This is a genomic window from Prosthecobacter debontii (assembly GCF_900167535.1).
GTDB lineage: Bacteria > Verrucomicrobiota > Verrucomicrobiia > Verrucomicrobiales > Verrucomicrobiaceae > Prosthecobacter > Prosthecobacter debontii.
Map to the genome: position 1 here is coordinate 244,730 of NZ_FUYE01000004.1, position 24,916 is coordinate 269,645.

The following is a 24,916-nucleotide window of genomic DNA, read 5'->3' on the forward strand; positions in this document are numbered from 1 at the left end:
CAAGGACAGACCTGACCTCACTTTGATGGCCGACCAGACCATTTACATCTACGAGTATCTGCTGCGCAGTGGTGTGGCGCTGAATTCAGCCTCGCATCGTCGGGTTTTCCCGGGGGCCTTGATCCGGGTTGGGGCAGGGTATGGCTGTGTGCATCCCTGGCCGGAGTTTGGGGATGCGCCGATTGAGGAGCAACTGCGTCTGCTGGCTCAGGGAGAAACGACACCCGTCACGGAGATGGCGCTGCGCTGTGCCGCCGTGGATGGCGCGGCCCGCGAAGCTGGAGTCAGCCTCTTTGCCGGGCTGGAGATTCCCCGCAGCCATTACTCCTGGAGCTTTGCTCGGGATACACAGCCGCAGTTTGAAAAGCTTCTCGAGGAGGGGTGGCCTGCGCTTAAAGCCAAGGGCTATGCGAACTACGGGGAAACCACGCGCTTTTTGGAAAACTGCGCGCGCCTGTCCGATAATCCCGATCTCCGCTTCCGAGTGGATTTTAACGGCTGTCTCGATGCCCAGGCCTTCCAGAGTTTCATCGAGTTCATGCCCGTGCGTGTGTATCGGCAGTTGGATCTCGTGGAGGACCCCTTTCCGTATGAGGCTCAGGCCTGGGTGCACTGTCGCCAGCGTTGGGGCGTGAAGCTGGCTTTGGATAAAGGCTGGCGCGCTGGCACTGCGGGCTTTGACGCCGTCGTGGTCAAGCCTGCTCGGCGAGATTGGCGCATCGTGGCTGAGACGCACCCGACCAGCCCTCTCATCCTGACCTCGGCCATGGATCATGCCCTCGGCCAGATGTTTGCAGCTTATGAAGCGGCCGTCGCACGCCGAGAGCTCGGAGATCGTATCGGCCTCTGTGGCCTTAGCACGCAGCATCTGTTTGAGCCGGATGCTTTCTTCGAACGCATCCGAGTGCGAGGTGGCTGGATGACTCCGGATCTATCGGGAGGCGGCCTCGGCTTTGGCGAGGTGTTGGAAAAACTCCCCTGGAGGCCTTTGGCATGACTCCGCTCCAGATCGATTGGCACAGCGCTGAGAATCACCTCGCGGTGAATCCTCTCCAGCCCGACGGAACCGCAGGCTTGGCCGACTTTCTTACGGCCCAGGGCCTCAGCCATCTGTGTCTTTTTCAAACCTCCGGCAGTGAAGGCTTACCGAAGTGGGTGGCCTTACCGAAAGAGGCCTTTCTCATCTCAGGCCGTGCCGTGAATGAGCACTTTGAGGTCACCGCCCAGGATCATTGGCTGATCGCTTTGCCCCTGCATCATGTGGGTGGTTTCTCCATTCTCGCACGGGCTCACCTCAGTGGCAGCCGTTATACCCAGGCGCAGGGGCGCTGGCAGCCGGCAGAGTTCACGGCCATGTGTTGGGAAAACGGCATCACCCTCGCCTCACTCGTGCCGACTCAGGTGCATGATCTCGTGCAGGCACGCCTGACCTGTCCTGACCCTCTCCGTGCCGTCATTGTCGGCGGTGGCGGCATGAGCCAGGCCCTGGCCGATGCGGCGGTGGAGCTCGGCTGGCGGGTGTTTCAAAGCTACGGCATGACCGAAGCCGCCTCTCAGATCGCCACACAGCCCTACAACCCCTTCGGTGCGGTCTTCGATGTCAAATCACTCCAGGTGCTGCCTCATTGGCGGCTCCACACCGATGCCGAGGGCGTGCTCACCGTCAGCGGACCTGCCTTAGCCCGAGGCTATGTAACCCGTGCCACCTCTGGCTCCTGGACCTGGCGGCCCATGCCCGAGGAGGGGCTGAAGACCCGCGACCACGTCCGCCTCTGGACTCACGGCACACGCTCCTTTCTTCAGTTCGTGGGCCGTGAATCGGGCTTCCTCAAGATCCTCGGTGAATTGATCCACCTCGCCCCCCTCCAGGAGCAGATGGAAAACCTCGCCCGCCAGCTCGGCTGGAGTCGTTTACCCGTTCTGCTCGCGCAGCCCGATCCCCGGGCCGAGACTCGCCTCGTTCTCGTTTGCGAGGCAGGCAGCGGAGACCCCGCACCCCTCCTGGCACGCTTCCACGAGGCCTCGCCTCCCTGGCTACGCGTTAGCGAAGCCATTCGCCTCGACCACATCCCCCGCAGTGATCTGGGGAAGGTCCAGATGGAAGAGCTGCGGGAGCTTGTTCTTCGATAAAACCCATTACGAAGTGCTGGTTTCGGCACGCTTCTCGTGTTCGGCTGCCATCGCGGCTTTCTCCGCAGCGAGTGTGGCGATCGCCGCAGCACGGCGGGCACGTTCTTTGGTTTCCTGTTCAGCTCGGGCTTGTGCAGCCGCGGCTTCACGTCGGGCTTTGGCGGCTTCTTCCGCTTGGCGGGCAGCCTCTTTCTCGGCGTCCTGGCGGGCCTTCAGTGCTGCGGCGGCCGCTTTGACCGCTTCCAATTCCAGTCGAGCCTGTTCCTTCGCGGCTTCTTTAGCGGCCTCTCGTTCAGCAGCCGCTTGAGCTTTTTCTGCGGCGAGACGGGCTTTCTCGGCGGCCTTCTCGGCAGCGGCTTGTTCGCGAGCGAGTTTCGCAGCTTCCTTCTCAGCCGCGAGTCGGGCTTTCTCCGCTGCTTTTTCAGCGGCCTCTTGCTCACGGGCAACCTTAGCCGCTTCTTTTTCGGCAGCGATTCGTGCCTTTTCAGCGGCTTTTTGAGCGGCTTCTTGTTCTCTAGCTTCCTTTTCAGCCTCCCTGGCGGCAGTCTTTTCTGCGAGTGCTTGTTCGCGAGCAAGCTTGGCGGCTTCTTTCTCGGCCGCGAGACGTGCCTTCGCAGCTTCTTTTTCGGCTAGGGCTTGGGCATGCGCCGCGATAGCGGCTTCCTTGGCGGCGGCCTTCTCGGCGAGAGCCTGTTCACGAGCAAGCTTAGCGGCTTCTTTTTCCGCGGCAATACGGGCCTTTTCAGCTTCCTTTTGAGCAAGGGCCTGCTCACGAGCGGCGATGGCGGCTTGCTTGGCGGCAGCCTTCTCCGCGAGAGCCTGTTCGCGAGCGAGCTTCGCGGCTTCTTTTTCTGCGGCGATGCGTGCTTTTTCAGCCTCTTTTTCCGCCAGGGCTTGTTCCCGAGCGAGGATGGCAGCTTCCTTGACGGCCACTTCAGCCGCAAACTTGGCCTCTTGAGCTGCAGAGAGTGCGGTGGCCAACTCGTTGAGCTGCCGGGCCAGATCTGCCGCTGTCTCCGTTAGAGCTGGGACGGCCTCGGCGAGCACGCGGGGCTGGATGTCGAGCGATTCCAGCTTCGCAGCGGTGTCGCGGAGTAGGGAAGTGAATTTGAGGTCGAGTTTCGTGGTCATCAGGGTTGGCTGAAACAGGACAACCATGAATGGAGATGCTTCGTCATCTGTAAAGTCCCTTTGCTGGTCAAATGAACTTCGCGTCATCCCACAGCTAGGGAGATGACGCGAAGTTGCAGGGAAAAGCTGGGATGAATTCTCCCGTCGGGGAATGAAAGCTATTTCACCGGCTCTGCGCTCCAGACCTTGAGGTCATCGAAGAAACCGTCCTTGCCCATGCAGCCGAATTCCACCTTGGACTTTGTCGGGTGGGCGAGGCCGGGAGATTGCATGAAAGCCACCGCCTTGCCATCTACCGAGGCGCGCATGCTGTCTCCTACCGTTTCCAGCATGAAGGTGTGCCAAGTGTTGGGATCGAGGCTCAGCGGGAAGGCCACGTTTTTCCGGCCTTTGGGCGTGGGCGGTTCACCGGTGGCCCCTTCGGGGCGCGCCTCGGCCAGCCCTTTCTGGTCCACCAGCGTGATCTTATCCGCCGCGATCCGTGCCATGCAGATGTGCCCGTAGTGCGAGCCGTTGAACTTCCGGTCGTCATATTCCGCTGTGACGGACTGGGCGTCGCCGAGCTTGAAGCGAAACTCGATTACGCTGTCCTTCGTCGGGATGTCGTTACCGATCACCGCTTGATGGCCTTTTACTGCGGGTTTGCCGTCCTTTGCGGGGGTATCGTAGCGCATCTGCGTGCCTTTCAGCGCGCCGTTCTCCAGGGAAAAAGTCGGCACCACGATGACCCAGGGCTTGCCCAACGCCGTCCGCTCAAAGTCATCGGAGAAAAGTAGGTCCTTCTTCTGGGCGATCGGGTTGGCGGGAATGGCTGGAAGCTTGGGGGCATCGGCAGCGAAAGCGGAAGCCACCGCAAGGACAAAGGAGGCGAGTAAGCGCAGGTTCATGGCAGGGCAGGAACGCCCCACCTTTTCTCATCCTTCAGCCAACCTCGACAAAGTTCGAGCAGGGATAAAAAGTGACGCTGGAGGTTTGATTGCTGTCATTTTTCAGCATGCATTGCTCATCATCGGCCTTTTTGGAGACCTCGGCAGTATTGGGTGACGGTGCTCGGACGTTTTCTTTAATGAACACTACAGCGCTGCCCTTTGAAGAGGCGGAGCGGTAGTCTCTACGGATCCTCGTTGAATCTTGGTTTGAATGCGCCTGCAATCGCTTCACGCCGCCATCTGCGCGGGAGTCTTCACCTGATCGAGCACTTTGGTGATGAGGTCGTCCACCTTGATCTGTTGGGCTTCGCCTTCGAAGTTGAGGATGATGCGGTGACGCAGGGCGACATGGGCGATGGCGCGGATGTCATCGGTGGAGACGGCGGTGGCTCCATGGACGGCGGCCCAGATGCGGGCTCCGCGGATGAGGCTCTGCAGGCCGCGCGGGCTGGCTCCGTAGGAGACGAAGCGCTGGATCTCAGGCAAGACGCCAGGAGTCTCGGGATGGGTGCCGAGGATGAGTTGAGAGGCGTAGCGGGCCACGGGATCCGCCACGGGCAGCTCGGCCAGATCACGTTGGAGCTTCATGAGCTCAGGACCATGCAGGAGGGTTTTCAGTTCTGGTTCCTTAAAGCCGGTGGTGCGGCGGGAGATCTCCACCAGGGAATCCAGGTCGGGGAAGGGGACCTTGATTTTGAACATGAAGCGGTCGAGCTGAGCTTCGGGGAGCGGATAGGTGCCTTCCATCTCCATGGGGTTTTGGGTGGCGAGCACATAGAAGGGCTCCGGCAGGGAATGGCGTTCGCCGCCGGTGGTGACGGAGCGCTCCTGCATCACCTCCAGCAGCGCCGCTTGGGTCTTGGGCGTAGCGCGGTTGATCTCATCGACAAGGAGCAGGTTTTTGAAGACGGGGCCTTTTTCAAAGAACATCATGCGACGCCCCTGATCGTTTTCATTGACGATGTGGGTGCCGAGGATATCGGCGGGCATCAGGTCGGGAGTGCATTGCACGCGTCCAGGCTCCAGACCGATGACCTGCGACAGGGTGCGGACGAGGAAGGTTTTACCCAACCCGGGCACGCCCTCCAGCAGGACGTGACCTCCTGAAAAGATCGCCACAAGCACATCGGTCAGCAGGGCATCATAACCGACGATGGACTTTTGCAGTTCGGTCTTGAGGTCTTGGAAGAGCTTGGGGAAATCAGACATGGTGGGAGAGGCGAGGAAAGGACGAAGGAAAGAGAGGGTGTCAGGGCTGCTGCGGGGAAGTGGGCGCCTGCTCGAAGCGACGGCGGAGTTCGTTGAAGTAGCGGCGGACCTGGGCACGGCGGCTCGGTGGCAGGGCGGCGTCATCCAGGGCTTCTTCTTCGGCTTGGATGAATTCGACAGCGGTTTGGGTGGCACTGCGATTGGCGTTCTCATGGCGAGCGGCACCCTCGATGGCCCGAACGCTGGATTGTCCGTCCGTGTTGGATTGAGCATTCACCACGCTGCTATTGCCTGTGTCCTGCTTGGCGGTGGGATCGGCGTTCAGCTCGGCTTTGCCCATACCGGGGTCGCGACCGCCGGGCATGCTGATGGCAAACTGCGGTGCATCCGGGGAAGACTCGCCAGGAGGTGCCCCCACGATGATGGACTCCGGTGGTTGATCGCCGGGCTTCTGACCAGGGATGGGTGCCAGTAGCATGGGCGGACCTTGGGGTTGACCCTGTCCGCTCTGCCCAGGTTGGGGCTGACCCATTTGGCCCATCTGCATCTGCTGCATTTGTCCCTGACCCTGGCTGGGGTTTTGCCCCGGTTGCATGGACTGCATGTTCTGGTTTTGGCCGGGGTTCATCTGGCCTAGCCCGGGTGGTTGCAGGGCCTGCTGCCCCTGACCTGTCTGGTTTTGCCCCACCTGCGGGATGTTTTGGCCCGCTGTTCCGCCGTTTTGTTCGGCGGCAGCGTTCATTTCCTGCATGCCTCCGGCGTCGTTTTGTCCGGCGATCTTGCTGCCGGCATCACGGAGTTGCTGGGCCAGTTTCTCCAGTTCTTCGCGGGCTTTTTCCCGCAGGGCCATGTCCCGCAGTTTGTCGGCCAGCTTTTGAAACTCCTGCCCGGCTTCGGCGGCATGACCACTCTTCATCTGACTGCCTGCCCGCAAAACATGTTGGCCGACCAGACGCTGGTTATCTTCCTTCTCCGCTGCCTTTTCGATCTCTTGGAGGGTTTCATCCAGTCTCTCACGCGTGTTGTCGGTGAGCTGCGGAGACTGGATTTGCTCAGCGAGCTTATCCGCAGCGCGGGCTGATTGCGCGGCATTCTTCGAGGCCACGGCGTCGCCCAGATCGGCCGTATCGGCATGGCTGCGTAGGCTCTGGATCATCTTGTCAGAGGCCCAGGCGTCTTTATTGAGCCCCAGTCGCTCGGCGAGTTTTTCGGCTTCACGAGCCCGCTTTTCCAGGTCCGACATCACCTCGCGTGCATCCTGGCCTTGGCTGTTCTCCAGACTGGCGGCGGTGGTCTTGAGGTTCTCTTTCAGCTTCTCCAGCTCGGCCTTTTCGCTCTCCTCCAGTCCGGCGAGGTTTTTCTTTTCCCAGTCGGTCTTGGCTAGCTTTTCAGCCTCGGCTTTCGCGGCAGCTTGCATGGTCTCATCCAGCGGCATGGCGTCATCGGTTGGATGAAGGCCGCCGAGGCTGACGAGGATCATCAAAAGCACGAGGGGCAGCTCCAGCCAGCGTTTGAAAACGATCACGGGCAGGTCTTGAGCCAGTGTTTTCAGGGCTTCAGGCAAACGGTCGCGCTGCTGTTGGAGGTGGGCGTCCTCCAGCGTCGTGCGGGCATCGCGATGCTCAAACCACCACGCGGTAGCAAAGGCTTCGCGGCGCCCTGCCTGCGCATCCCAAAAAGCCAAAGCACTGTAGGCACCTGGCAGCTTCCAGGCGGCCCAGCCTGCCGAGCCGAGGAGCCAAGCGATGAAAAAGAAGATGCCCCAAGAAACGCCGCTGCTGGAGCCGGAAATTAAGACCGCGAGAATCAACAAGCCCAGCGCCACACTGACAGCCATGACTCCTTGAGCGAGAGCTCGGAGCCAACGTCGCAGCCACACCCGCCGCCGGACCTGCAAGGCCACGGGCGCAAAGCTGAGAGGTGAGGTCGGAGAATCCACAGGCATGGCAGCAGTCCCTAGATAACGGTGCAGACCCCACAACCTCCAGCAGGAATTGTGGCAGGTGATGAGAAAGTGTGGGAATCAATGACTCAGAGAGTCAGACGCCCCTCATCCACATCGATGAACTCGAACATGGTCTGGACTGCCCCTGCCGGTAGCCCGATCTCGGCCAAGCGGTCGTTGAGACGTTGCGTGCCAGCATCCCGCCAGCCGCGTTTCATCATGAAGGCATTCCAGATTTCGATCTCGTCTTCGGAAGGTCGGCGCCCATGGGTGTAGGCCCATTCCAGCAGCTCTTCATCCGTTTTGCCTCCTCGCAGTGTTTCAGCCTCCAGCGCTGCGTAGTCGAGGTTTAAAAAGCGGCAGCAGCGCCAGTCAAAGCTGCCTGGGTCCATACCGCGCCGGGCGCACCATTCCTCGGGCAAGGTGCCTGCGGCTGCGAGGCGAACCTTATCCAGCATCCGTCCGAAATAAACGAGGCCAGAGACGGTATGCGAGGGACTGCGGAGGCCAGGAATGAGCGTGGGGTAGAGCGCTGACATGGGAGAAACAAGGGAACCAATGAAAGAACGCTTTCGACTCCTTCTAAGATCCAAGTTTTAGCCAGTCCTTCTTGCTCATTGGAAACTTTCACGCTTGGATTCCGAGGGTCATGTTTGAGTCACTTGCTCTCCCTTGGTTGGTCTCGATGTTCGCCGCGTCGGCGGTTTGCGTGTGGGTGGCGGGGATCCATTTGTCCCGAGCCACAGATGTCTTGTCGGTTCGTTGGGGGATGGGAGAAGCCCTAGGGGGAATGATCTTGCTGGCGATCGTGACGAATCTCCCCGAGATTGCCATCGTCGCCAGCGGCGCTGCGCGTGGTGAGATCTCGGTGGCTGTGGGCAATATCCTCGGCGGGATTGCGATTCAAACGGTGGTCTTGGTCATCCTCGATATCGCGTTAGGGAAAAGCGGTCCCTTGACCCACCGGGCGGCTTCCTTGTCGCTGGTGCTCGAAGCCGCTCTGGTGATTGCGGTGCTGTCCGTCACCGTGATTGGCAGTCAGTTACCTGACACATTGATTGGGTGTCGGGTGACGCCGCAGGGACTCCTCATCGCCGTCCTCTGGATGGTCGGTCTCGGGATCATCGGGCGTTCGCGGGGCAGCTTGCCCTGGCAGTTAAAACTGGGGCCGGAAGACCTTAAGGCAGCGGCGGATTCGCGAGCCGAGGGCTCTGCGGAAAAGCTCAGCACAGCCTCCATCTCGCGCAGTGTGGCGATCTTTGTCGTGGGAGCGGTAATCACCTTGATCTGTGGCGTGCTTTTGGAAAGCACGGGCGATGCCATTGCCACCCATATCGGCATGGATGGCATCCTCTTTGGCGCGACGGTCTTGGCTGCGGCCACGTCGCTTCCTGAGGTTTCGACAGGGCTGGCCTCCATCAAGCTGAAGGACGATGAAATGGCCGTGAGTGATATCTTCGGCGGCAATGCTTTTTTGCCGGTGCTCTTTTTGTTAGGCACTCTCATCTCTGGCCAAGCCATCCTTCCTCATGCCGATAAGTTTGACCTCTACCTCACAGGTCTGGGCATGCTGCTGACCACAGTGTATCTTGTGGGCCTGATTTTCCGATCTCCCAAGCGCATCGCCGGGATGGGGCGGGATTCGTTGCTGGTGCTCGTGCTCTATGTGATCGGGATGGTGGGCCTGCTCTGCATGGCCTGAGGTCTGATAATGGGAAGGATTCGGTGTTAGGGCACCAAGAATCCATCTCGGTGCCTCTATTCATCGAGTACACGTCTTCAGGACTCAGCCGCTGCGGCGGTATGGCTGCCTGGAGGGGGAGGTGTCGGACGGTCGGCGGGCATTTGATTCACCAGTTCTTCGCTCATGCCAAAGTCCTCCAGCAGGATGCGGCGGCGTTCGGCATCATCCACCTCACGGATTTCGATGCTGCCATCTCCATGCAGGGTGACCGCGTTGCCAAAAGCGAGGCCAATGACCTCATCCCCTCGATTGGTCCGCGCATTGACCTGATAATTGAAAGGACTCCATCCCCGTGTGTCCTCATACCGATCACGATATTCCTCATGCTCGGCGCCAAAACGATCAAAGCGGCATTCAAACCCTGTGGGTTGATGCAAGGGCCGCCAGTTGACATACCAATAGCCATCTTGGGTCTGCGCCTGGATGCCCCACGCAGGATGCGAGACCTCACTGGCCCCACTTTCCGTCAGGAGAATCGGTTCACCGCAGAGGATGGCCGTATCGACGAGGTAGTAGGCCTCTCCGACACGCACCCGCACCGACCCGTGATTCGGTGGCAAATGCGGGGCTGCGAGCATGGTGGCGATGCAGCGCTCCGCCTCGAAACCTAGGTCGCGGAGCAAACAATACAGCGCGTTCGATCCCGCCCAGCAGGTGCCCCCAGCGCGATGCTTCAGCCAACCTTCCAGATAGTCTTCCCCGCCGGACCCGGGTAGGGGACCTCGCTTGGGCTGCTGCAGATTCACCAGCTTCCGCACATTATCGAACGGCACCCGCTGGCACCACACCTGATAAAGGCGCGTCAGCCCTTCCAGCGAAACGGCCGGAGGTGAAGAAAAGCCCAGAGCCGCCAGAACACGTTCCTTGAGATTTTCGGGTAAAAGAGAGGTTGAGGACATTCACATTCTTTGGATGGAACCGAATCCGAATTCAAGGGGCGACCGCGCCGCCTTCGGGGATGGCCTAGAGCGTGTAGGGTGCTTAACAACGATATAGCTCCTCTGCGGATTGTCGGACCTAGCGCGAGAGGAGTGCGGCCACTTTGTCCGCCGTCTTCAACGGGCGGCGCAGATGTTCGAAGAGATTTTCCTCGCCAGCGGGTCCGGCGAAACGCTCCAGCCAGACCTCCCGGCGTGGTACGTCCACGAGCGCGTGGAAGTGATTGTCCATGACGCAGTCGGTGACCAGCCTCACGCCGGAGAAATTCGCCAACCGCCACAGCAGACGCTTGAGGCTTCCTTTGGATGAACGCCTCCGCATTCCCCCTTCGGGTCATGCTGCGCATGATCGATCTCGCTCCGCTCGGTTCGACGTCATCAAAGAAAGAAGACCTCCCCACCGCAGGTGCGCGACATAACATGGTAGGTGTCGCTTTCGAAAGCCCCTAGCCGCCGACGCGCCGCCGCCCACCGGACCAGGACCGCGCGGCAGGATAAGGCGCTGTCCTGGCATTGATGCCGAGAAGCTGTTGCTCAAGCGGATCGGCTTGAGGATCAAGAGTTCGGGCGGTTTTCATGAGACCTGATTACGGTGTGAAAGGCAGGGGTGCACCATTGTATGCCTGGCATCTTTTTCTGATCCAGCGGTGTAATTTGCTAATTTGAGGGTGGGTAACCGGTCCGAGTCAGCAGATCCTCATCATCGACATCTTTTTGAGATTCCGAGTAGACGCTGTGAAACCAACTGACGTCATGCCCGAGACGTCTTGCGAGTTCGTAGCCTGACTGGAGCTTTTGCTCACTACGCAGTAGGGCATAGGCAGCACCTTTCTTGCCCCGCACGGTAGCGATATTGGACTTCTTCGCCCGAACATCTGCAAGCACCAGAGCACGCCATTGCAGCCACCGTTCACTTTCGGGAGTCTGAGCTAAGGTCTCTACATAAGGCAGAAGAGTCTTGGAAAACTGGCCCTCGCCGCGTGAAAACGCGGTGAATGACCAAAGCACGCTCCAATTGCTGTCGAGTGTTGCCGGCTGCACAGCGGCCAGCAAGGTCTTCGCCGTTGCCTGATCATAGCCAGACGACTTTAACTTTGATAGCAGAGCTGCATTCATTTTGTCCCGATGCAAACGCAGATTGGCAATCCCCACGGCGATCTGGTCCTTCAGTTCATGCTTCCATGCCCCAGTCTCCATGGTCGCTGGGCGACCCAGCATCGAACGCACAAGGTCGCCATTGGCAAGAACGACCCAGTTGTTGTTGTCGGCCTCAGGATCGGGGTTGGGGGCAGGTTTATTTGAAGGGCCAGCTTCTACTTGATACAGACCGATCTCATGGAAGCTATTTCCTGCATCCGCCGTGTCCTCATCAACGCGCATCGTGAACGCGGTAAAGCCGTGGAAGGCTTCGGGAGGAACACCCGGATAAGCAATCGAACCGAAGGCTTCGGTTGCTGAACCGATGACAGCATCCTCAAGACGATTTTTGATCATCTTGAATTTTTCATCGGCGTAGAGACGCGGTTTTGCGTCGGGATAGGTGCGGCTGGACATGGTTGGAAGGTGGCTTTGAAGATTGCCACATAGGAGTCAAACCCATTTACCCCACTCAAAGTGCATACCATCAGGCCTATTTTGGAAATGCCCGCCCCAGAAGAAACCATACTGGTTGGCAATTTGCACCAGCTCCCGGACGGAGCCTTTTTTCCCCACGCGGGCAGGGATTTGCCCCAGTTTGTTCCACTCGTAGTTGATATCGAACGCTGTGCCCCAGGCGTGGTTGCTGAGGGCATCGCGGTTCTTGTCTTTGACATTTTGAGGAGTCGCCTTGTTGCGAATAAAACGGGAATTAAAAGCCCCCTCCCAGGTCAACACGCGGTCCAGCAAAGAGGCTTCGCCCCACGCCTTCCACAGGGCAAGAAATGGATCTTTGATCTTGCGATGAATTCTAGCTCGCGCCTTGGTCTTCTTCAGCGCAGTGGCAAGTTCCGGCACCTCCACGACGATGAGGTTGTCACTTTCCCAACTGCCGAGGATCTCGATATGTTCGTAGTCTTTCGGCTCCGGCTTGTGTTTGAAGTCAAACCACCCGAACTCTGCGTCACGCTTTTCGGCGTTGGTCGGACCAAAGTCCGTGGGGCGCGGCGGCCAATTGACGGAGGTCTGTGCGGTCGACAAGTCCGTGCTGATCTTGAATCCCAGCACCGCAGCCACCGCATAGGTATCGTTATCTACCACTCCAGTGTCGTTCAATTTGTTCTTCTTCTGGAAGGCAATCGTAGCTGCCTCTGTGTCCTTGCCGAACTTGCCATCGGCACCCTTGGGGTCAAACCCCTGGCCCACAAGGAAGTTCTGCCAAACTTCAACGGCATCGCTCTTATCCCCTCTGCGCAATACGGGTAACATAGTAGAAAGTAGTTAAGTGTTGATCTGTTGTTTATCGATTGTCTACAGCTTTTTTGCAAACATGTTAGTGGTGAAAATTTCTCAGATGGACCAAGCAGGGTTCATGCCTTGACCTAAATAATAATTAGGCCCCCTTATCGGATCAGAGAGAGAGGAAGAATTGGCGCAAAGTGAATTTGATGCGCATATCACAGTCCCGTTTACCAACCGATCCCATTCAGCTGTAATACTAACAGCAGTTCTCCAAAGAAAAGAAAAAGAGAAGTCTGTCTGAGTCTTCCTATTTACAAGCCGGGATTGAAACGTGACTACCCACACGCCTGTCCTATGATTTCAGCAGCTGACGTATCGCTCTGAAGAAGGTGTCCACACTCTGTCCACCGGAATGGCAAATTCGCGGTTCTCCCCGGTTTTGCGGTAAATGCCATGGCCATGCGAGACATTTTGCCATTTTCCTTCCCATGCCAATCCTCCAGATTGATGAACTCGGGCACTCGCGTCCGACTTCGAAGGAGCGAAGCGACGCCTCCACCTCGCAGACTATCGACGTCCATTCCCGATCCCGCCGCCTCTGCCCACAGACAAATCGGACCCGGCGCAGTAGGTCCTACCAGTTGGATTCGCGTCCTCGTTGGTGTTGCATGGCCAAAGGATATTTAGCTGGAAGCGGCAGCGATGCTCCGATTTTGAAGGCCCAACGACAACCAATCCTCGTCCCACTACCTCGTTTACAAAGTGAAGCCTCAAGGGGCGTCGAAGAAGACTTGTCCAAAATTCTGATGTGAGTATCTCCAGTTATGAGTCGCTCAAATCTCGACTATGCCTACTTCATCGCTTTGCTGCCAGATGCTGCGGCGAAACAACAAATCCACGAACACTATGAGAAACTGGGGCTTAATCTTCGATTGCGCCCCGATGACGTGTTTCATATCACCTTGAATGATCTGGGGGACAGGCAGCCTTTCGAACTGCCTTTGCACATCACAGAAACTGTGGATCGTGCCTGTCGTCATGCGGCCGCAGCTACAGCGCCTTTCCATGTCGCTCTCGACCGAGTTTTGAGTTTCAAACACAACCGGGCTCTTGCTCTTATGCCTAAGCTGGCACCGAACTCAGAGTTGAAGGCATTTCGTCGCACCTTGCGTTTGAAACTGCTCGATCACGGCGTGTCCACTCCCTCGAGTTTCAATCCTCATCTGACCCTGCTCTATGGCGACCATAGGCTGGACAAGTCAATCTCACCCTCCATCTCTTAGCAGGTCGAGGAATTTGTCCTCGTTCGCTCTCATCAGGGTAAGACGCACCACGATCACCTTCAGCGCTGGAAACTCCAAGGCTCCCCAGGTTCCCCACTCGTCCAATCTGAACTTTTTTAGCTTGCCTTGATGTTTTGTGCCAAACCCAAAGGTTTCGGGTTTCCTCCCTCGGGAACCTTTTCCAGGCCTGGATGTTTTCGGGAAAACTCTAAAGGATTTTTTGAAAACCCGAAGGTTTCATTTCCGATCTCGAGGGTTTTTCTCGGACTCCTTCAGGATTCGGCCAGATCCTCATGAAATTCAGACCACTCCAGCGAGTTTGGAGTCCAGGTCTTCAAGCTCTGGAAAAAGCCTTCCAGAGCTAGCTAAAACTTGCCGTGTGACGTGGAATCTCTGGATGCGTTGGTAGGCACCCGCTGCGCCGCATCCGACTTCCAAGGACCGACAGCGACGCCTCAGGATTCTGTAGGCCTAACGACGCTCTTCACTGTCCACCAGACCAAGAACGCGTGGCAGGGTAAGGAGCCGTTTTGGCTTTGATGCCGAGGAGCTATAGCTCAAGCGGATCGGCTTGGGGATCAAGGGTTCGGGAGATTTTCATGGGACGAGACTATGGCAGAGAACGTGCGGATGGGATGCAAGCACTGTTTGCCTGGCATCTTTTCTTTTTTTAACATGGATAATCCAAGCTAAAGCATTGCATTGCTGTTTTGTCTTAATACTATTCAAAAATCTCACCTGTCTTTTCGGCCCAAATTATGAAGCTCATCTTTGGACTCGCGTTCATCTGCACTACAATATTTGCAGTTTCGACTGAAACTCCGGTTGTCGTCCGTGACGAGTATCAACAACTTTACGGAGCTTTGACTCCAAACGGATTCATTGGGAATCGGTCTTGGAATTCAATGGGTCGTTTTAGTGAGGGAGTCTGTGCGGTGGCGGAGGAGTTCGGCGGTCCTTGGGGTATCATCGACCAAACTGGAAAATTGGTTATACAGCTCGTGTTTGACAAGATTGGCGAGTGTAAAGAGGGACTGATCCCGGTCGAGAAAGGAAACCTTCGGAGCTATCTAAAAGCAGACGGCAGTGTGGGTATCGAATTCAAAGACGAAGTGGAGGAGATTCGTTCATTCAGCGCTGGGCGTGCGGCAGTTAAGAAATCCGGCCTTTTTGGCTACATAGGTCGCGATGGAAATTTTGTAATTCCACCATCGTACGAGGAGGCTCGGCCCTTCTCGGTAGATAATAATCTCGCTGCCGTCAAAATTAATGGCCGCTGGGGGTGGGTGGATTCGAAAGGAGAGCTTATCATCTTGCCGCAGTGGTCCAACGTCGGTGACTTTAATGGTGGCTGTGCGCCGGCTCAGAAGGAAAAAGATGGCGCTTGGGGATATATAGACGTTAAGGGAAACCCTGTGATCGAGGCAAGATACGCTGAAGCAGCTAACTTTAAAGATGGATATGCGGATGTGAATTTTCAAGGAAAGTGGTGCCTCATTAACACCAGAGGGGAACTCGAATCCGGTATTCAAGCAGACGAGGTTTGGGGGCCTGTGCAAGGATTGTCGAAATTTCGAATTGAGAATTCTCGTATCGGTGATCACTATGGCCTAGCGCACCCTGATGGAACGGTGATTTTGGCCGCTAGGTGGAGACAGATATTACTCGATCGGTCATCATATGTAGCCATCCAATCCGACACAGGGCACGAAGGGTTTGCGAACGGCATGTTCGCTATTGTGACTAAAAACGGCGATGCTTCACGGTTTTACAGCATGCCTGAGGAGATCTATCCATCCACGAATCCACCGATGAAAAGCAATCGATCGGGTCCGATAATTGGAATCGCAACAGGTCTGAAAAGTAATTTTGTGTTGACAGCCCACAAGGGCGGCGTCGGAGACTTATGGAAGTGGGAATCTGGCGGACTGAAGGCAATTCGCACATTTGAACGTGCCGGGCGAGATATCATTGGTCATCTCGGGGGAGTCGATGATGGCGTGACAAGCTGCATATTGAGCCCAAACGGTGATATTGCTGTCTTTGGCAGACGTGACGGATATGTGCTCTATGATACCGCTACAGGTCACAAGATAAATCAGACCCGAGGAGGAGGGGAAAGCTTTTCGTTCTCCCCATCTGGAAAGATGTTCTTAATGGACGACGAGCTGTATGAAACAAATTCCGGGCAACGGGTGGCAACCCTCAAGCTGATGGGGGAGGCGCAGGATGTTCAGTGGGTGAAAGACGATGAACTTTGGGTGGTAACTTGGACGACAGTTGACGAAATGGTTCTGAATGCTGCAGGCATAGAAAAGATGGAGAGGTTACCATCACACCTTGCTCACTATGATCTAAGAGCGTTAAACACTGAAGATCCTAATAACCTGTTCCCTGAGATTGAACCTGATCGATATCGTGAACTAAAACCAGGTGCTTGTTCGATCAGGATATCGCCGGGGAAAACACGAATTGGAGTCGCTTATCACAACCCTGCAATGATAACGATACATTCATGTGTAGATCTCAGTCGAGGCTCGAAGCTCGATATGAGCGATGCTGTGAATAGTGAGAAGTGGAAGACGCGGAGCGACATCTTTGAAGACTATTCTACAGAGGACGGGGCCTATCTAGGAAAGCCCACATTGGCTTGGATGAACGATAGCACCATTGCGTGTTCTGGTTTATGGGAGGTCAAAGACGGTAGCGTCTGGACATCTCTCATTCGGCTTTGGCATGATGCGGAGCTGGAAGGTTCCGGTGAAGGGGGGTGGTTTCTACGGGACCTGCCAATTGCTGACGGACCCATAGCACGCATTTCTTCCCTTGGGGAAGGTTTGCTGATATACTCCAATAGCAATGGTAAAGTGGGTTGTGTGGGGAAAGGGATCGACGGTCGGTTCTACTCCAAACTCCTCGGCGATTAGCGTCTTTATTTACTTTTGGAACTGATGAGCAATCTACCAGTGGCGTGAAATCCATGCAAAGATGCCAGACATGAATTGTAATGCTCCCCTCAAAGTTGGACAAGAGCCAGTGTTGATCAGGCGGCTTGTTGGTGGGGCGGGTTGCATAGGGTTAGGTAGGTTTGGCGTGGGGTGTTGTATTTGATGGCGGAATGGGTGCGCTGGGTGTTGTAGTGTTCGATTTATCTGGCGATGACCGCCTTTGCGGAGGCAGGTGCTGGCGAAGGATGGCGAGGGCCTCCTCGGTGAGCTCTTGTTCGGTCTCGACAGCGGCGCTCAGGGGATTTGCGCTACTCCCTCGCTGGGATCAGGAAGCCCGTTGGGTTTCGACTCAGCTCCGTCAGGCATAGGCGAGTTTGCCTTTGGGCTCTGGGATGGGACGGCCTAGAGAGCGGGCGGTTTCGATCCATTCTTGAATGACCGTCTGCGCATTGGCGACTGCTTCCTCATAAGTTGCACCATCGGCCATGCAGCCGGGGAGTTCAGGAACTTCAACGACAAAGGATTCGTCCGCCTTACTCCAATCGATGATGAGTTCGTAGCGCATGTCAGTCGATCTCGATTTGGTATTTGAGGATCAGGTCAGCTGCGTGAGTTGATAACACGAAGCTGGCGAATGACAAAAAATCATTCGTTAGGCGTAGTTGCCCAAGCTCCTCACCCCAGCCCTTTCGCTTCGCGGCTACGCAGCCTCAGGGAGGAGAGGGAGGAGAGGGAGGATATTGTTTGGCTCGCCACATTCAGACGACGGGTTCAGTTCGCCGTCGTATAAACCTCCGCCCCGCTCTCCACAAATTCCTTCGATTTCTCATCCATGCCGGCTTTGAGGACTTCGTCTTCGGTCATGCCGTTTTTGGCGGTCCCGCAGTGTGGGACGGACAGTGTGAAGCACTTCATCACTTGCTCGGATACTTCGCCGCCTCTTCGAACAAGGAGTTGACTGAGTCGCCAGTGAAAAGTCGATCCCGGTCCTGGGTGTAATCGCCTTTGCCGATCTGCCAGACGGAGAGAAGGCGGGCCACCTTATGCGGAGGCAGGTGCTGGCGGAGGATGGCGAGGGCCTCCTCGGTGAGCTCTTGTTCGGTCTCGACAGTGGCGCTCATTGGATTTGCTTGAAGTAGGATACCACGAAGTCGGCCGGGTTCAATAGAGTGATTGGGCCCCGGTAACGTTTCTGAAAACGGTCGTCACACGTCAAAAGAAAGTCGCAGCCGGAAGCCTCGGCTGCTGCGGCGTGCGGGAATCCATGGGACCAACATGCAAGGCCTCCAGCGCCAGGGCACGCGATTTGACATCTTGACTGAGCGGCACATGAACCTTCGCCAAATCCAGGCATTGTTGCACCCACAACCGCCTGGACTCCCACGGATTGCGGGCCGTTTCAAGGTCGTGAAAGGGGGAGCGAACCATTTCCACCTGACCGGTTTCAACTAGCTGGAGAATCACACAAAGCGCATGAGTCTCCAGCCAAATGCGGGGCTGGCCCTGATCGGCAGAGGGTGCAGACGTCCGCGTAGATCCGCATGGATTAGGCAGGTTGATACACCTCAGCCCCGCTCTCCACAAACTCCTTGGATTTCTCATCCATCCCAGCTTTGAGAGCTTCGTCGTCGGTCATGCCGTTTTCGGCGGTCCCGCAGCGTGGGACGGACGTGTCGGTGATTTTGATGGAGCAGGAGTGAGGGCTGCACATGGATCGAGGAATAGCCTTTTGTTTTAAGAAAGGCAATTCCTACATTCATAAAAACCCATGCCCTCAAGCATAGGCGAGTTTGCCGCTGGTCTCGGGGATGGAGCGTCCGAGTGACCGAGCAGTCCATTCACTCCTGAATGACGATCAGCGCATTGGCGACTGCTTCCTCATACGTTGCGCCATCAGCCATGCAGCCGGGAAGTTCGGGGACTTCAACGACAAAGGATTCGTCCGCCTTACTCCAATCGATGATGAGTTCGTAGCGCATGTCAGTTCTATCAAGTGGGCTTAGACGGATTGTGTCATAAGCTTCGGCTGTGCAAGGGTGGCGTCACCATAAAACCTCTGGTATAGAAGACGGCGCTGATCGGCAGTGCTGGTGCCTGCTGGAAATGAGGCCATTACCATACGGCGAGCGGCTTCGTGCATGCGGACGCCAATGAGGAAACGCTCGGTCCCGCTTTTGGCCATGAGACGGGCGTGAACGAGGGCGGTGATCTCGGGTGAGGTGTCGGTCATGACTGCATCTCTTGCCAGAGGTCGGTGAGGCCGAGGGCGTCAGTCCAGTACTGAATGTAAGTCATGTCGCAACCGGTGGAGAGGAGATTGCGGACGTCGCCCAACTGCTGGTTGGAAAGGGAATCGCGTGCCCAGTCGAGCTTGGAGATAATCAGGTCCTCCTTGCTGACGATCCATGTGGCAAAATCTTCGATGGTGATGCGGTGGCGACGCTCGAATTCGGCGAGGCGATACGCGCTGTCTTTGCGGACGATGAAGTCCACTTTGATCACGCTGTCCTCATGAAGGAGGTTGAACATGAACCGACGGGCGATGGCATCGCGGACGGACTCCAAGGAAACGTGATAGTCCGGGGCAAAGCTGTGCTCGATGAGCGCGGCATCGGTGGGTGCAAGAGCAACCACGATGTCGATGTCGCGGGTCATGCGCGGCAAGGCATAGTAGTTCATCGCCATGGACCCGGTCAGCATGAACTCGATGCCCGCCGACTCCAGACGCCGGGAGACATCGCGGACAATATCGAGTTCGTTCCACATGGTGACTCAATGTGGGTTTAGACGGCGGTCGTGTACACCTCCGCCCCGCTCTCCACAAACTCCTTCGATTTCTCATCCATCCCGGCTTTGAGGGCTTCGTCTTCGGTCAGGTTGTTTTCGGCGGCGTATTTGCGGACGTCCTCGGTGATCTTCATGGAGCAGAAGTGAGGGCCGCACATGGAGCAGAAGTGGGCGGACTTGGCGCCGTCCTGAGGGAGGGTTTCATCGTGGAACTCGCGGGCCGTGACGGGGTCGAGGGAGAGATTGAACTGGTCTTCCCAGCGGAATTCGAAGCGGGCCTTGGACAGGGCGTTGTCGCGGTATTGGGCGCCGGGGTGGCCTTTGGCGAGGTCGGCGGCGTGGGCGGCGAGCTTGTAGGTGATGACGCCGGCTTTGACGTCGTCTTTGTTCGGCAGGCCGAGGTGCTCCTTGGGCGTGACGTAGCAGAGCATGGCGCAGCCATACCAGCCGATCATGGCGGCTCCGATGCCGGAGGTGATGTGGTCGTAACCGGGGGCGATGTCGGTGGTGAGGGGGCCAAGGGTGTAGAAGGGGGCCTCGTGGCACCACTCGAGCTGCTTGGCCATGTTTTCCTCGATCATGTGCATGGGGACGTGGCCGGGGCCTTCGTTCATGACCTGGACGCCTTTGGCCCAGGCGCGCTGGGTGAGCTCGCCCTGGACTTCGAGTTCTCCGAACTGGGCCTTGTCGTTGGCATCAGCAATGGAGCCGGGGCGGAGGCCGTCGCCGATGGAGAAGGAGACGTCATAGGCGGCCATGATGTCGCAGATGTCGTCCCAGTGGGTGTAGAGGAAGTTTTCCTTGTGATGGGCGAGGCACCACTTGGCCATGATGGAGCCGCCGCGGGAGACGATGCCGGTCATGCGGGAGGCGGTGAGGGGAACGAAGCGGAGGAGGACACCGGCGTGGATGGTGAAGTAGTCCACCCCCTGCTCGGCCTGCTCGATGAGGGTGTCGCGGAAGAGCTCCCAGGTGAGGTCCTCGGCCTTGCCGTTCACTTTTTCCAGGGCCTGGTAGATGGGCACGGTGCCGATGGGCACGGGGGAGTTCCGCAGGATCCACTCGCGGGTGGCGTGGATGTTTTTGCCGGTGGAGAGATCCATGACGGTGTCGCCGCCCCACTTGGTGGCCCAGCGCATTTTTTCGACTTCTTCCTCAATGGAGGAGGCGACGGCGCTGTTGCCGATGTTGGCATTGATTTTCACCAGGAAATTACGCCCGATGATCATGGGCTCGAGCTCGGGGTGATTGATATTGGCCGGGATGATGGCGCGGCCGGCGGCGACTTCCTCGCGGACGAATTCGGCGGTGATTTCATTCGGGATGCGCTGCGGGAAGCGGCCGAAGATGCCGGGGGTGTAGGCGGTCTGGGCCTGGGCGGAGCCGACGTGCTGTTTGTCCAGGCGGTTGCGCAGGATGTCGTCCTTGAGATCGGCGATCTGGGCGCGGCGCATGTTTTCGCGGATGGCGATGAACTCCATCTCCGGAGTGATGATGCCCTGGCGTGCGTAGTGGAGCTGGGTGACGGGGGTGCCTTTACTGGCCTTCAGAGGGCGGCGCTGAGCATTGATGGGAGCCTTCAATGGGCTGAGCAGGCCTTCGCGCTTCAGGGCGGCATATTCGGCGTGCTGGTCGGAGAGGTAGCCGTTGTCGCGGGCCTGGACGGTGCGGCCATCGTATTCCTCGACATCGCCACGGCCTTCGATCCAGGTTTTACGCAGAGCCGGCAGGCCGGTCTCGACGGTGCCGGTGTAGTCGGGGTCACCCCAAGGGCCGGAGGTGTCATAGACACGGACGGGGGCGTTTTCCTCCATCTGACCGTTGAAGCTCTTCGTGGGGCTCAGCTTGATCTCACGCATGGGGACGCGGATGTCTTTGTGGATCTGCCCCTCGACATAGACGCGGGTGGAGGCAGGGAGCTGGTCGCTGGAGTGGGCTTCGAAGGAGTCTTTAGAGGCGATCATGAGGGGGAAGGGGAAGTTGAGGGCTCGCAAGCGAGCGTTGAGCGGTGGCTGAGCTGTTGTTAAGCGGTGGTTTTGAGATAGGAAGACCGAGTCAACGGTCAAGGTCGGTCAAGGAGGTGGGCCGAGGGGTAGGCAGGACTTTGTCGCCGATGAATGGAGAATTAAGGAGAGTGAAGATGATCATGCTGTGCGGTGCGGACTTCCTTGGGCAGGCACTGATTTTCCCCCTCCGAGCGACTCCCTTCGACGGCATGACCCGCAATCAGGTTCGGAGGGTTCCCCGCGCTAGCGAGATCTCAGCCCCTGCGGTGGGACGCCCCTGTCGTAACAAGGGCTGATATACGGGAAGGGGGGCGGTTTCGTCAAAACGTTTCATCAACTTGTCGGAGGATAGGTTATGGTAATTCTAATTAGTGCTTGAAATAAAATCATTTTGAGAGCAAAATTATTTATCTTTATGAACAAGCTGTCTCGCCGCTTTCTGCGTTCCTGCCTCTGGGCGGGTCTGGCGGCGGTGTGGACGGGCAGCCCGACTGTCAAAGCGGATGTCATCAGCGAGTGGAACGCCATCACCCTGGACGCCATCAAGTCGGAATCCCTGACGGCCCCGGAGGCGAGCCGAGTCCTGGCCATGCTGAATACCGCGATGTACAATGCGGTGGAGGGGATCGCAGGCGATCACTACGTCTTCACGAGTGCCGGCTACTCGGGGCCCTCGGCGACGGCGGCTGATGGCGCGATGATGGAGGCGGCAGCGGCAGCGGCGGCGCACACGTTTTTGCAGTCGTTGTATGATGGCAACATGGGGCTGCAGATGCAGTTTGCGTCCTTATACTCCTCGCAGATTTCCGGTATGGCCAACAATCAGGCCCGCAGTGACGGCATCAGTTTTGGCAATGTGGTGGGTACGGACATCGTGAACTGGCGCACGGGTGATGGGTCTGGTAGTGCCTCTGACAGCGGGCTTTACACACCGGTCGGCACGGTGGGGCACTGGATGCCGACACCTCCTGAGACGGGCTCTCTGCCGGGCTGGGGCAATGTGAATACCTTTGGCATCAGCGGCACGGCGGGGTTTACCAGCACGTTGCCGACTGGAACGGTCGAGAGCTACATTCAATCGGCCCAATACACGGCGGATTACAATCAGGTGAAGGACCTCGGATCCAGCAGCAGTGGCTCGCGCACGGTGGATCAACTGGAGGCGGCTTACTTTTGGTCAGGCCGCGCGGGCACGACGACGACGGCGGGACTCTGGAATACCGTGGCCCAAACGGTGGCGGCGAGTGAGGGGCTGAGCCTCCAGGACTCGGCACGGCTGTTCGCCGCCCTGAATGTGGCGATGGCGGATGCCTCCATTGTCACGTGGCAAACCAAGTACGATACCGACTTTTGGAGCCCGCTCCAGGCGATCGTGAATGGCGAATTTGACGGCAACGCCTCCACCCTGGGTGATGATGTGTGGGCTGCGCTGCTGGCGGAACTGAATGCCCCGGCTTATTTCTCCGATGTGAGCGCGATCAGTGCGGCGGCTGCGCAGGTGCTGGCGGCGTTCTTGGGGGATAACGTTGCCTTCAGTCTGGACAGTGACTATGACGGCGACGGGATCGTGGATGACACCCGTTTCTACAATTCCTTTAGCGAAGCGGCAGATGAGGCGGGCTTGAGCCAGATCTGGGGTGGGGTGAGCTACGGCTTCAGCCATACCGATGGAGCGACGGCAGGTGCGGCGGTGGCGGATGAGGTGATGCTGAATAACTTCGCTCCGGTGCCAGAGCCCTCGGGCATGCTGCTGGTGCTTCTAGGCGGGACTTTGCTTTTGGTTAGGCGGAAGCGGTGAGAGGGAGAAGAGGCAATTGGGGGAATGCTCTCAGATTAGCGTTTTTCCACCCAGCGCTTCAGCCAAGGCACGATCAAGACGCTGCCGATGATGATTCCGGCACCGAGATAAAATCCGCCACTCATGTGCTCCTGGGTGCCGAAGATGATCACCGCCAGGATGATGCCATAGACGGGTTCCAGATTATAGACGACATTGATGGTGAAGATGGACATGGATTTGAGCACCTCCATGTAACCTGCATACGCTCCGACGGTGCAGGCTGAGGAAAGTAGGAGGAGCCAAAGCCAGTCGGAAGGAGACGGTGAGGTCAACCCGGCAGATGAGGTCAGCAGCCATGCCAAAGTGGTGACCGCCAGAGCACCGAGCATCTGGTGACAGCCCATGACGGACCAGTGCCAGCGGGTGACGAGTTGCTTGTTGGAAACGGCAAAGAGTGCGGCGAGCAAAGCGGAGGTGATGCCGACGGTGAAGCCTAACCAATAACGCAGTTCCACCTCGTAGATCATCCAGACGGCCCCCATGATGATGAGGCCGACGAGGAGTTCCAACGGACGCCAACGGCGGGTGCCATCCACAAAGGGCTCGATGAGGCTACACCACAGCATGGCGGTGGGGAGGGCGGCGAGACTGACGCTGGCCGTGGCCAGCCTTGCGGAGGCAAAAAAGAGAACCCAGTGCAAGCCGAGAATGGCCCCCACAGCTTGCATTTTCAGCATGTCTGCGCGGGGGACGTGAAGCGTGCGCTGAAGCCAGCGGGCCATCACTGCGAACCCGGCGGCAGATAGAGCCGTCCGCCATAAGACCACCTCCACAGGCGGGAGTGTGATCAATTTGCCCAGGATGGCGGTGAACCCCCAGGCAAGGATAACAAGGTGAAGGATGAAGTAGGCGCGCAAGCAGTGTGGTCAGCTAACGCACTGTGTCAGTCCAGCCATGGCGGCGGCTGTATCTTCTCGCCCGTAAAAGGACGTGCCGCAGACGAAGGCGTTGGCTCCATGGGCTTTGGCGATAGGGGCGGTGTGTATGTAGATACCGCCATCCACCTCCAGATTGTACTTCAGGCCATGGGCATCACGGTAGTCGCGAGCGGCGGCCAGTTTCGGCATGGTTTCTTTTTCCATGAAAGGCTGGCCGCCAAAACCTGGAACCACGGTCATGATCAGCAAGAGATCAATCTCCTGGGCATAGGGAATTGCGGCTTCAAAAGGGGTGTCTGGATGCAAGGCAAGACCGGCATGCTTACCTGCAGCACGGATGCGGCGCAGGGTCTCCACCACGGAGGTGTCGTAGCGAGCTTCGACATGGATGGTGATGTTATCGGCACCGGCTTGTAGAAAGCGCTCCAGATAATGATCTGGGCGGTGGATCATAAGGTGCACATCCAGATACATGGACGTGCACTTGCGTACGGTCTGCACCATTTGTGGGCCGAAGGAGATGTTGTCCACGAAGGCACCATCCATCACATCCAGATGCAGAACCTCCACACCCACGTCTTCCGCCCGTTTAACCTCGGCAGCGACTTTAGACCAATCGGCAGCGAGGAGGGAGGGGAGGATGTAAGGCGTGGTATGTGTCATGGTTTCGATGAGGTGACTGGTTAGGAGTTTATCGCTCCTGAGCAACCGGGAAGTGCATGAAAAGACGGATCGGAATCAGGAATCGCACATCGGAGTTGCCAGGGAG

At 57.7% G+C, this 24,916-nt stretch carries 24 protein-coding genes, 1 pseudogene and 1 riboswitch; of the genes and pseudogenes, 6 read left to right on the forward strand and 19 right to left on the reverse strand.

All coding sequences use genetic code 11. The features are described from left to right. Positions 1 to 25: 25 nt before the first annotated feature. Both B5D61_RS07700 and B5D61_RS07705 read left to right on the forward strand, forming a co-directional pair. A complete protein-coding gene (locus tag B5D61_RS07700) occupies positions 26 to 997 on the forward strand; it encodes a hypothetical protein (protein WP_078812756.1) in 972 nt (323 codons plus the stop codon). Further along, positions 994 to 2,130 (forward strand): AMP-binding protein, encoded by a 1,137-nt coding sequence (locus B5D61_RS07705; RefSeq protein WP_078812757.1) that lies wholly within the window; start codon positions 994 to 996, stop codon positions 2,128 to 2,130. The genes B5D61_RS07700 and B5D61_RS07705 overlap by 4 nt, the downstream gene beginning before the upstream one ends. A 6-nt stretch (positions 2,131 to 2,136) precedes the next feature. On the opposite strand, the gene B5D61_RS07710 is transcribed toward B5D61_RS07705, so the two are convergent. The 5 genes from B5D61_RS07710 to B5D61_RS07730 all read right to left on the reverse strand — a co-directional run bounded on the left by B5D61_RS07710 (position 2,137) and on the right by B5D61_RS07730 (position 7,883). After that, positions 2,137 to 3,261: a hypothetical protein gene (locus tag B5D61_RS07710; RefSeq protein ID WP_139373126.1), complete on the reverse strand. Its 1,125-nt coding sequence runs from the start codon at positions 3,259 to 3,261 to the stop codon at positions 2,137 to 2,139. Between the two features lie 158 nt (positions 3,262 to 3,419). Beyond that, the gene (locus tag B5D61_RS07715) at positions 3,420 to 4,148 is read right to left on the reverse strand and encodes a hypothetical protein (RefSeq protein ID WP_078812759.1); all 729 of its coding nucleotides are present in this window, start codon (positions 4,146 to 4,148) and stop codon (positions 3,420 to 3,422) included. Between the two features lie 270 nt (positions 4,149 to 4,418). Continuing rightward, positions 4,419 to 5,399: an AAA family ATPase gene (locus B5D61_RS07720; protein WP_139373127.1), complete on the reverse strand. Its 981-nt coding sequence runs from the start codon at positions 5,397 to 5,399 to the stop codon at positions 4,419 to 4,421. Positions 5,400 to 5,439: 40 nt separating this feature from the next. Further along, complete coding sequence (locus B5D61_RS07725) at positions 5,440 to 7,344, reverse strand: hypothetical protein (protein ID WP_078812761.1); 1,905 nt, start codon at positions 7,342 to 7,344, stop codon at positions 5,440 to 5,442. Positions 7,345 to 7,430: 86 nt separating this feature from the next. Further along, complete coding sequence (locus B5D61_RS07730; RefSeq protein ID WP_078812762.1) at positions 7,431 to 7,883, reverse strand: DUF5069 domain-containing protein; 453 nt, start codon at positions 7,881 to 7,883, stop codon at positions 7,431 to 7,433. A 110-nt stretch (positions 7,884 to 7,993) separates the two neighbouring features. Here B5D61_RS07730 and B5D61_RS07735 point away from each other — a divergent pair, with 110 nt between their 5' ends. Then, on the forward strand, positions 7,994 to 9,046 hold the full coding sequence (locus tag B5D61_RS07735) for a sodium:calcium antiporter (protein ID WP_078812763.1): 1,053 nt from the start codon (positions 7,994 to 7,996) through the stop codon (positions 9,044 to 9,046). 77 nt (positions 9,047 to 9,123) lie between these two features. Here the strand turns inward: B5D61_RS07735 and B5D61_RS07740 are convergent, their stop codons facing one another. The 5 genes from B5D61_RS07740 to B5D61_RS07755 all read right to left on the reverse strand — a co-directional run bounded on the left by B5D61_RS07740 (position 9,124) and on the right by B5D61_RS07755 (position 12,432). Beyond that, the gene (locus tag B5D61_RS07740) at positions 9,124 to 9,987 is read right to left on the reverse strand and encodes an arylamine N-acetyltransferase (RefSeq protein WP_078812764.1); all 864 of its coding nucleotides are present in this window, start codon (positions 9,985 to 9,987) and stop codon (positions 9,124 to 9,126) included. A gap of 118 nt (positions 9,988 to 10,105) precedes the next feature. Then, positions 10,106 to 10,348, reverse strand: coding sequence for a hypothetical protein (locus B5D61_RS07745; protein ID WP_078812765.1), 243 nt, complete (start codon positions 10,346 to 10,348; stop codon positions 10,106 to 10,108). A gap of 124 nt (positions 10,349 to 10,472) precedes the next feature. Next, positions 10,473 to 10,604, reverse strand: a complete 132-nt coding sequence (locus B5D61_RS26980) for a hypothetical protein (protein ID WP_281251754.1) — start codon at positions 10,602 to 10,604, stop codon at positions 10,473 to 10,475. 79 nt (positions 10,605 to 10,683) lie between these two features. Beyond that, positions 10,684 to 11,580 carry a hypothetical protein gene (locus B5D61_RS07750; RefSeq protein WP_078812766.1) on the reverse strand — a complete coding sequence of 299 codons (897 nt, stop codon included), beginning with the start codon at positions 11,578 to 11,580 and terminating at the stop codon, positions 10,684 to 10,686. A 36-nt stretch (positions 11,581 to 11,616) separates the two neighbouring features. Next, on the reverse strand, positions 11,617 to 12,432 hold the full coding sequence (locus tag B5D61_RS07755; RefSeq protein ID WP_078812767.1) for a M15 family metallopeptidase: 816 nt from the start codon (positions 12,430 to 12,432) through the stop codon (positions 11,617 to 11,619). 797 nt (positions 12,433 to 13,229) lie between these two features. Between B5D61_RS07755 and B5D61_RS07760 the strand changes: the two genes are divergently transcribed. Both B5D61_RS07760 and B5D61_RS07765 read left to right on the forward strand, forming a co-directional pair. After that, a complete protein-coding gene (locus tag B5D61_RS07760) occupies positions 13,230 to 13,688 on the forward strand; it encodes a 2'-5' RNA ligase family protein (RefSeq protein ID WP_078812768.1) in 459 nt (152 codons plus the stop codon). 758 nt (positions 13,689 to 14,446) lie between these two features. Beyond that, complete coding sequence (locus tag B5D61_RS07765) at positions 14,447 to 16,615, forward strand: WG repeat-containing protein (protein ID WP_078812769.1); 2,169 nt, start codon at positions 14,447 to 14,449, stop codon at positions 16,613 to 16,615. A 379-nt stretch (positions 16,616 to 16,994) separates the two neighbouring features. Here the strand turns inward: B5D61_RS07765 and B5D61_RS07770 are convergent, their stop codons facing one another. The 7 genes and pseudogenes from B5D61_RS07770 to thiC all read right to left on the reverse strand — a co-directional run bounded on the left by B5D61_RS07770 (position 16,995) and on the right by thiC (position 21,387). Continuing rightward, complete coding sequence (locus B5D61_RS07770) at positions 16,995 to 17,201, reverse strand: type II toxin-antitoxin system HicB family antitoxin (protein ID WP_078812770.1); 207 nt, start codon at positions 17,199 to 17,201, stop codon at positions 16,995 to 16,997. Positions 17,202 to 17,550: 349 nt separating this feature from the next. Then, entirely contained in the window at positions 17,551 to 17,757 is a 207-nt protein-coding gene (locus B5D61_RS07775) for a hypothetical protein (RefSeq protein WP_078812771.1), read from the reverse strand. 425 nt (positions 17,758 to 18,182) lie between these two features. After that, positions 18,183 to 18,347 (reverse strand): hypothetical protein, encoded by a 165-nt coding sequence (locus tag B5D61_RS26190; protein ID WP_176159288.1) that lies wholly within the window; start codon positions 18,345 to 18,347, stop codon positions 18,183 to 18,185. A 63-nt stretch (positions 18,348 to 18,410) separates the two neighbouring features. After that, a pseudogene (locus B5D61_RS07785) lies at positions 18,411 to 18,615 on the reverse strand (type II toxin-antitoxin system HicB family antitoxin). 20 nt (positions 18,616 to 18,635) lie between these two features. Next, positions 18,636 to 18,866: a hypothetical protein gene (locus tag B5D61_RS07790; RefSeq protein ID WP_078812773.1), complete on the reverse strand. Its 231-nt coding sequence runs from the start codon at positions 18,864 to 18,866 to the stop codon at positions 18,636 to 18,638. Beyond that, a complete protein-coding gene (locus tag B5D61_RS07795; protein ID WP_078812774.1) occupies positions 18,863 to 19,402 on the reverse strand; it encodes a C2 domain-containing protein in 540 nt (179 codons plus the stop codon). The genes B5D61_RS07790 and B5D61_RS07795 overlap by 4 nt, the downstream gene beginning before the upstream one ends. Positions 19,403 to 19,419: 17 nt before the next feature. Beyond that, positions 19,420 to 21,387 carry a phosphomethylpyrimidine synthase ThiC gene (gene thiC / locus B5D61_RS07800; RefSeq protein ID WP_078812775.1) on the reverse strand — a complete coding sequence of 656 codons (1,968 nt, stop codon included), beginning with the start codon at positions 21,385 to 21,387 and terminating at the stop codon, positions 19,420 to 19,422. Between the two features lie 221 nt (positions 21,388 to 21,608). Next, positions 21,609 to 21,718, reverse strand: a riboswitch (TPP riboswitch). 126 nt (positions 21,719 to 21,844) lie between these two features. Here thiC and B5D61_RS07805 point away from each other — a divergent pair. Continuing rightward, a complete protein-coding gene (locus tag B5D61_RS07805; RefSeq protein ID WP_078812776.1) occupies positions 21,845 to 23,227 on the forward strand; it encodes a vanadium-dependent haloperoxidase in 1,383 nt (460 codons plus the stop codon). 35 nt (positions 23,228 to 23,262) lie between these two features. Here B5D61_RS07805 and B5D61_RS07810 read toward each other — a convergent pair whose 3' ends face one another. Next, positions 23,263 to 24,126: a DMT family transporter gene (locus B5D61_RS07810; protein ID WP_078812777.1), complete on the reverse strand. Its 864-nt coding sequence runs from the start codon at positions 24,124 to 24,126 to the stop codon at positions 23,263 to 23,265. A 9-nt stretch (positions 24,127 to 24,135) separates the two neighbouring features. Beyond that, positions 24,136 to 24,810 carry a ribulose-phosphate 3-epimerase gene (gene rpe / locus B5D61_RS07815; protein ID WP_078812778.1) on the reverse strand — a complete coding sequence of 225 codons (675 nt, stop codon included), beginning with the start codon at positions 24,808 to 24,810 and terminating at the stop codon, positions 24,136 to 24,138. Positions 24,811 to 24,916 lie beyond the last annotated feature (106 nt).

Coding starts and splice junctions, on each gene's coding strand:
- B5D61_RS07765 (WP_078812769.1), top strand. CDS start 14,447: ATGAAGCTCATCTTTGGACTCGCGTTCATCTGCACTACAATATTTGCA.
- B5D61_RS07775 (WP_078812771.1), bottom strand. CDS start 17,757: ATGAGCGCCACTGTCGAGACCGAACAAGAGCTCACCGAGGAGGCCCTC.
- B5D61_RS07735 (WP_078812763.1), top strand. CDS start 7,994: ATGTTTGAGTCACTTGCTCTCCCTTGGTTGGTCTCGATGTTCGCCGCG.
- rpe (WP_078812778.1), bottom strand. CDS start 24,810: ATGACACATACCACGCCTTACATCCTCCCCTCCCTCCTCGCTGCCGAT.
- B5D61_RS07710 (WP_139373126.1), bottom strand. CDS start 3,261: ATGACCACGAAACTCGACCTCAAATTCACTTCCCTACTCCGCGACACC.
- B5D61_RS07715 (WP_078812759.1), bottom strand. CDS start 4,148: ATGAACCTGCGCTTACTCGCCTCCTTTGTCCTTGCGGTGGCTTCCGCT.
- B5D61_RS07700 (WP_078812756.1), top strand. CDS start 26: ATGGCCGACCAGACCATTTACATCTACGAGTATCTGCTGCGCAGTGGT.
- thiC (WP_078812775.1), bottom strand. CDS start 21,387: ATGATCGCCTCTAAAGACTCCTTCGAAGCCCACTCCAGCGACCAGCTC.
- B5D61_RS07750 (WP_078812766.1), bottom strand. CDS start 11,580: ATGTCCAGCCGCACCTATCCCGACGCAAAACCGCGTCTCTACGCCGAT.
- B5D61_RS07770 (WP_078812770.1), bottom strand. CDS start 17,201: ATGCGCTACGAACTCATCATCGATTGGAGTAAGGCGGACGAATCCTTT.
- B5D61_RS07725 (WP_078812761.1), bottom strand. CDS start 7,344: ATGCCTGTGGATTCTCCGACCTCACCTCTCAGCTTTGCGCCCGTGGCC.
- B5D61_RS07795 (WP_078812774.1), bottom strand. CDS start 19,402: ATGTGGAACGAACTCGATATTGTCCGCGATGTCTCCCGGCGTCTGGAG.
- B5D61_RS07790 (WP_078812773.1), bottom strand. CDS start 18,866: ATGACCGACACCTCACCCGAGATCACCGCCCTCGTTCACGCCCGTCTC.
- B5D61_RS26980 (WP_281251754.1), bottom strand. CDS start 10,604: ATGAAAACCGCCCGAACTCTTGATCCTCAAGCCGATCCGCTTGAGCAA.
- B5D61_RS07745 (WP_078812765.1), bottom strand. CDS start 10,348: ATGCGGAGGCGTTCATCCAAAGGAAGCCTCAAGCGTCTGCTGTGGCGG.
- B5D61_RS07760 (WP_078812768.1), top strand. CDS start 13,230: ATGAGTCGCTCAAATCTCGACTATGCCTACTTCATCGCTTTGCTGCCA.
- B5D61_RS07730 (WP_078812762.1), bottom strand. CDS start 7,883: ATGTCAGCGCTCTACCCCACGCTCATTCCTGGCCTCCGCAGTCCCTCG.
- B5D61_RS26190 (WP_176159288.1), bottom strand. CDS start 18,347: ATGTGCAGCCCTCACTCCTGCTCCATCAAAATCACCGACACGTCCGTC.
- B5D61_RS07805 (WP_078812776.1), top strand. CDS start 21,845: ATGAACAAGCTGTCTCGCCGCTTTCTGCGTTCCTGCCTCTGGGCGGGT.
- B5D61_RS07705 (WP_078812757.1), top strand. CDS start 994: ATGACTCCGCTCCAGATCGATTGGCACAGCGCTGAGAATCACCTCGCG.
- B5D61_RS07755 (WP_078812767.1), bottom strand. CDS start 12,432: ATGTTACCCGTATTGCGCAGAGGGGATAAGAGCGATGCCGTTGAAGTT.
- B5D61_RS07720 (WP_139373127.1), bottom strand. CDS start 5,399: ATGTCTGATTTCCCCAAGCTCTTCCAAGACCTCAAGACCGAACTGCAA.
- B5D61_RS07740 (WP_078812764.1), bottom strand. CDS start 9,987: ATGTCCTCAACCTCTCTTTTACCCGAAAATCTCAAGGAACGTGTTCTG.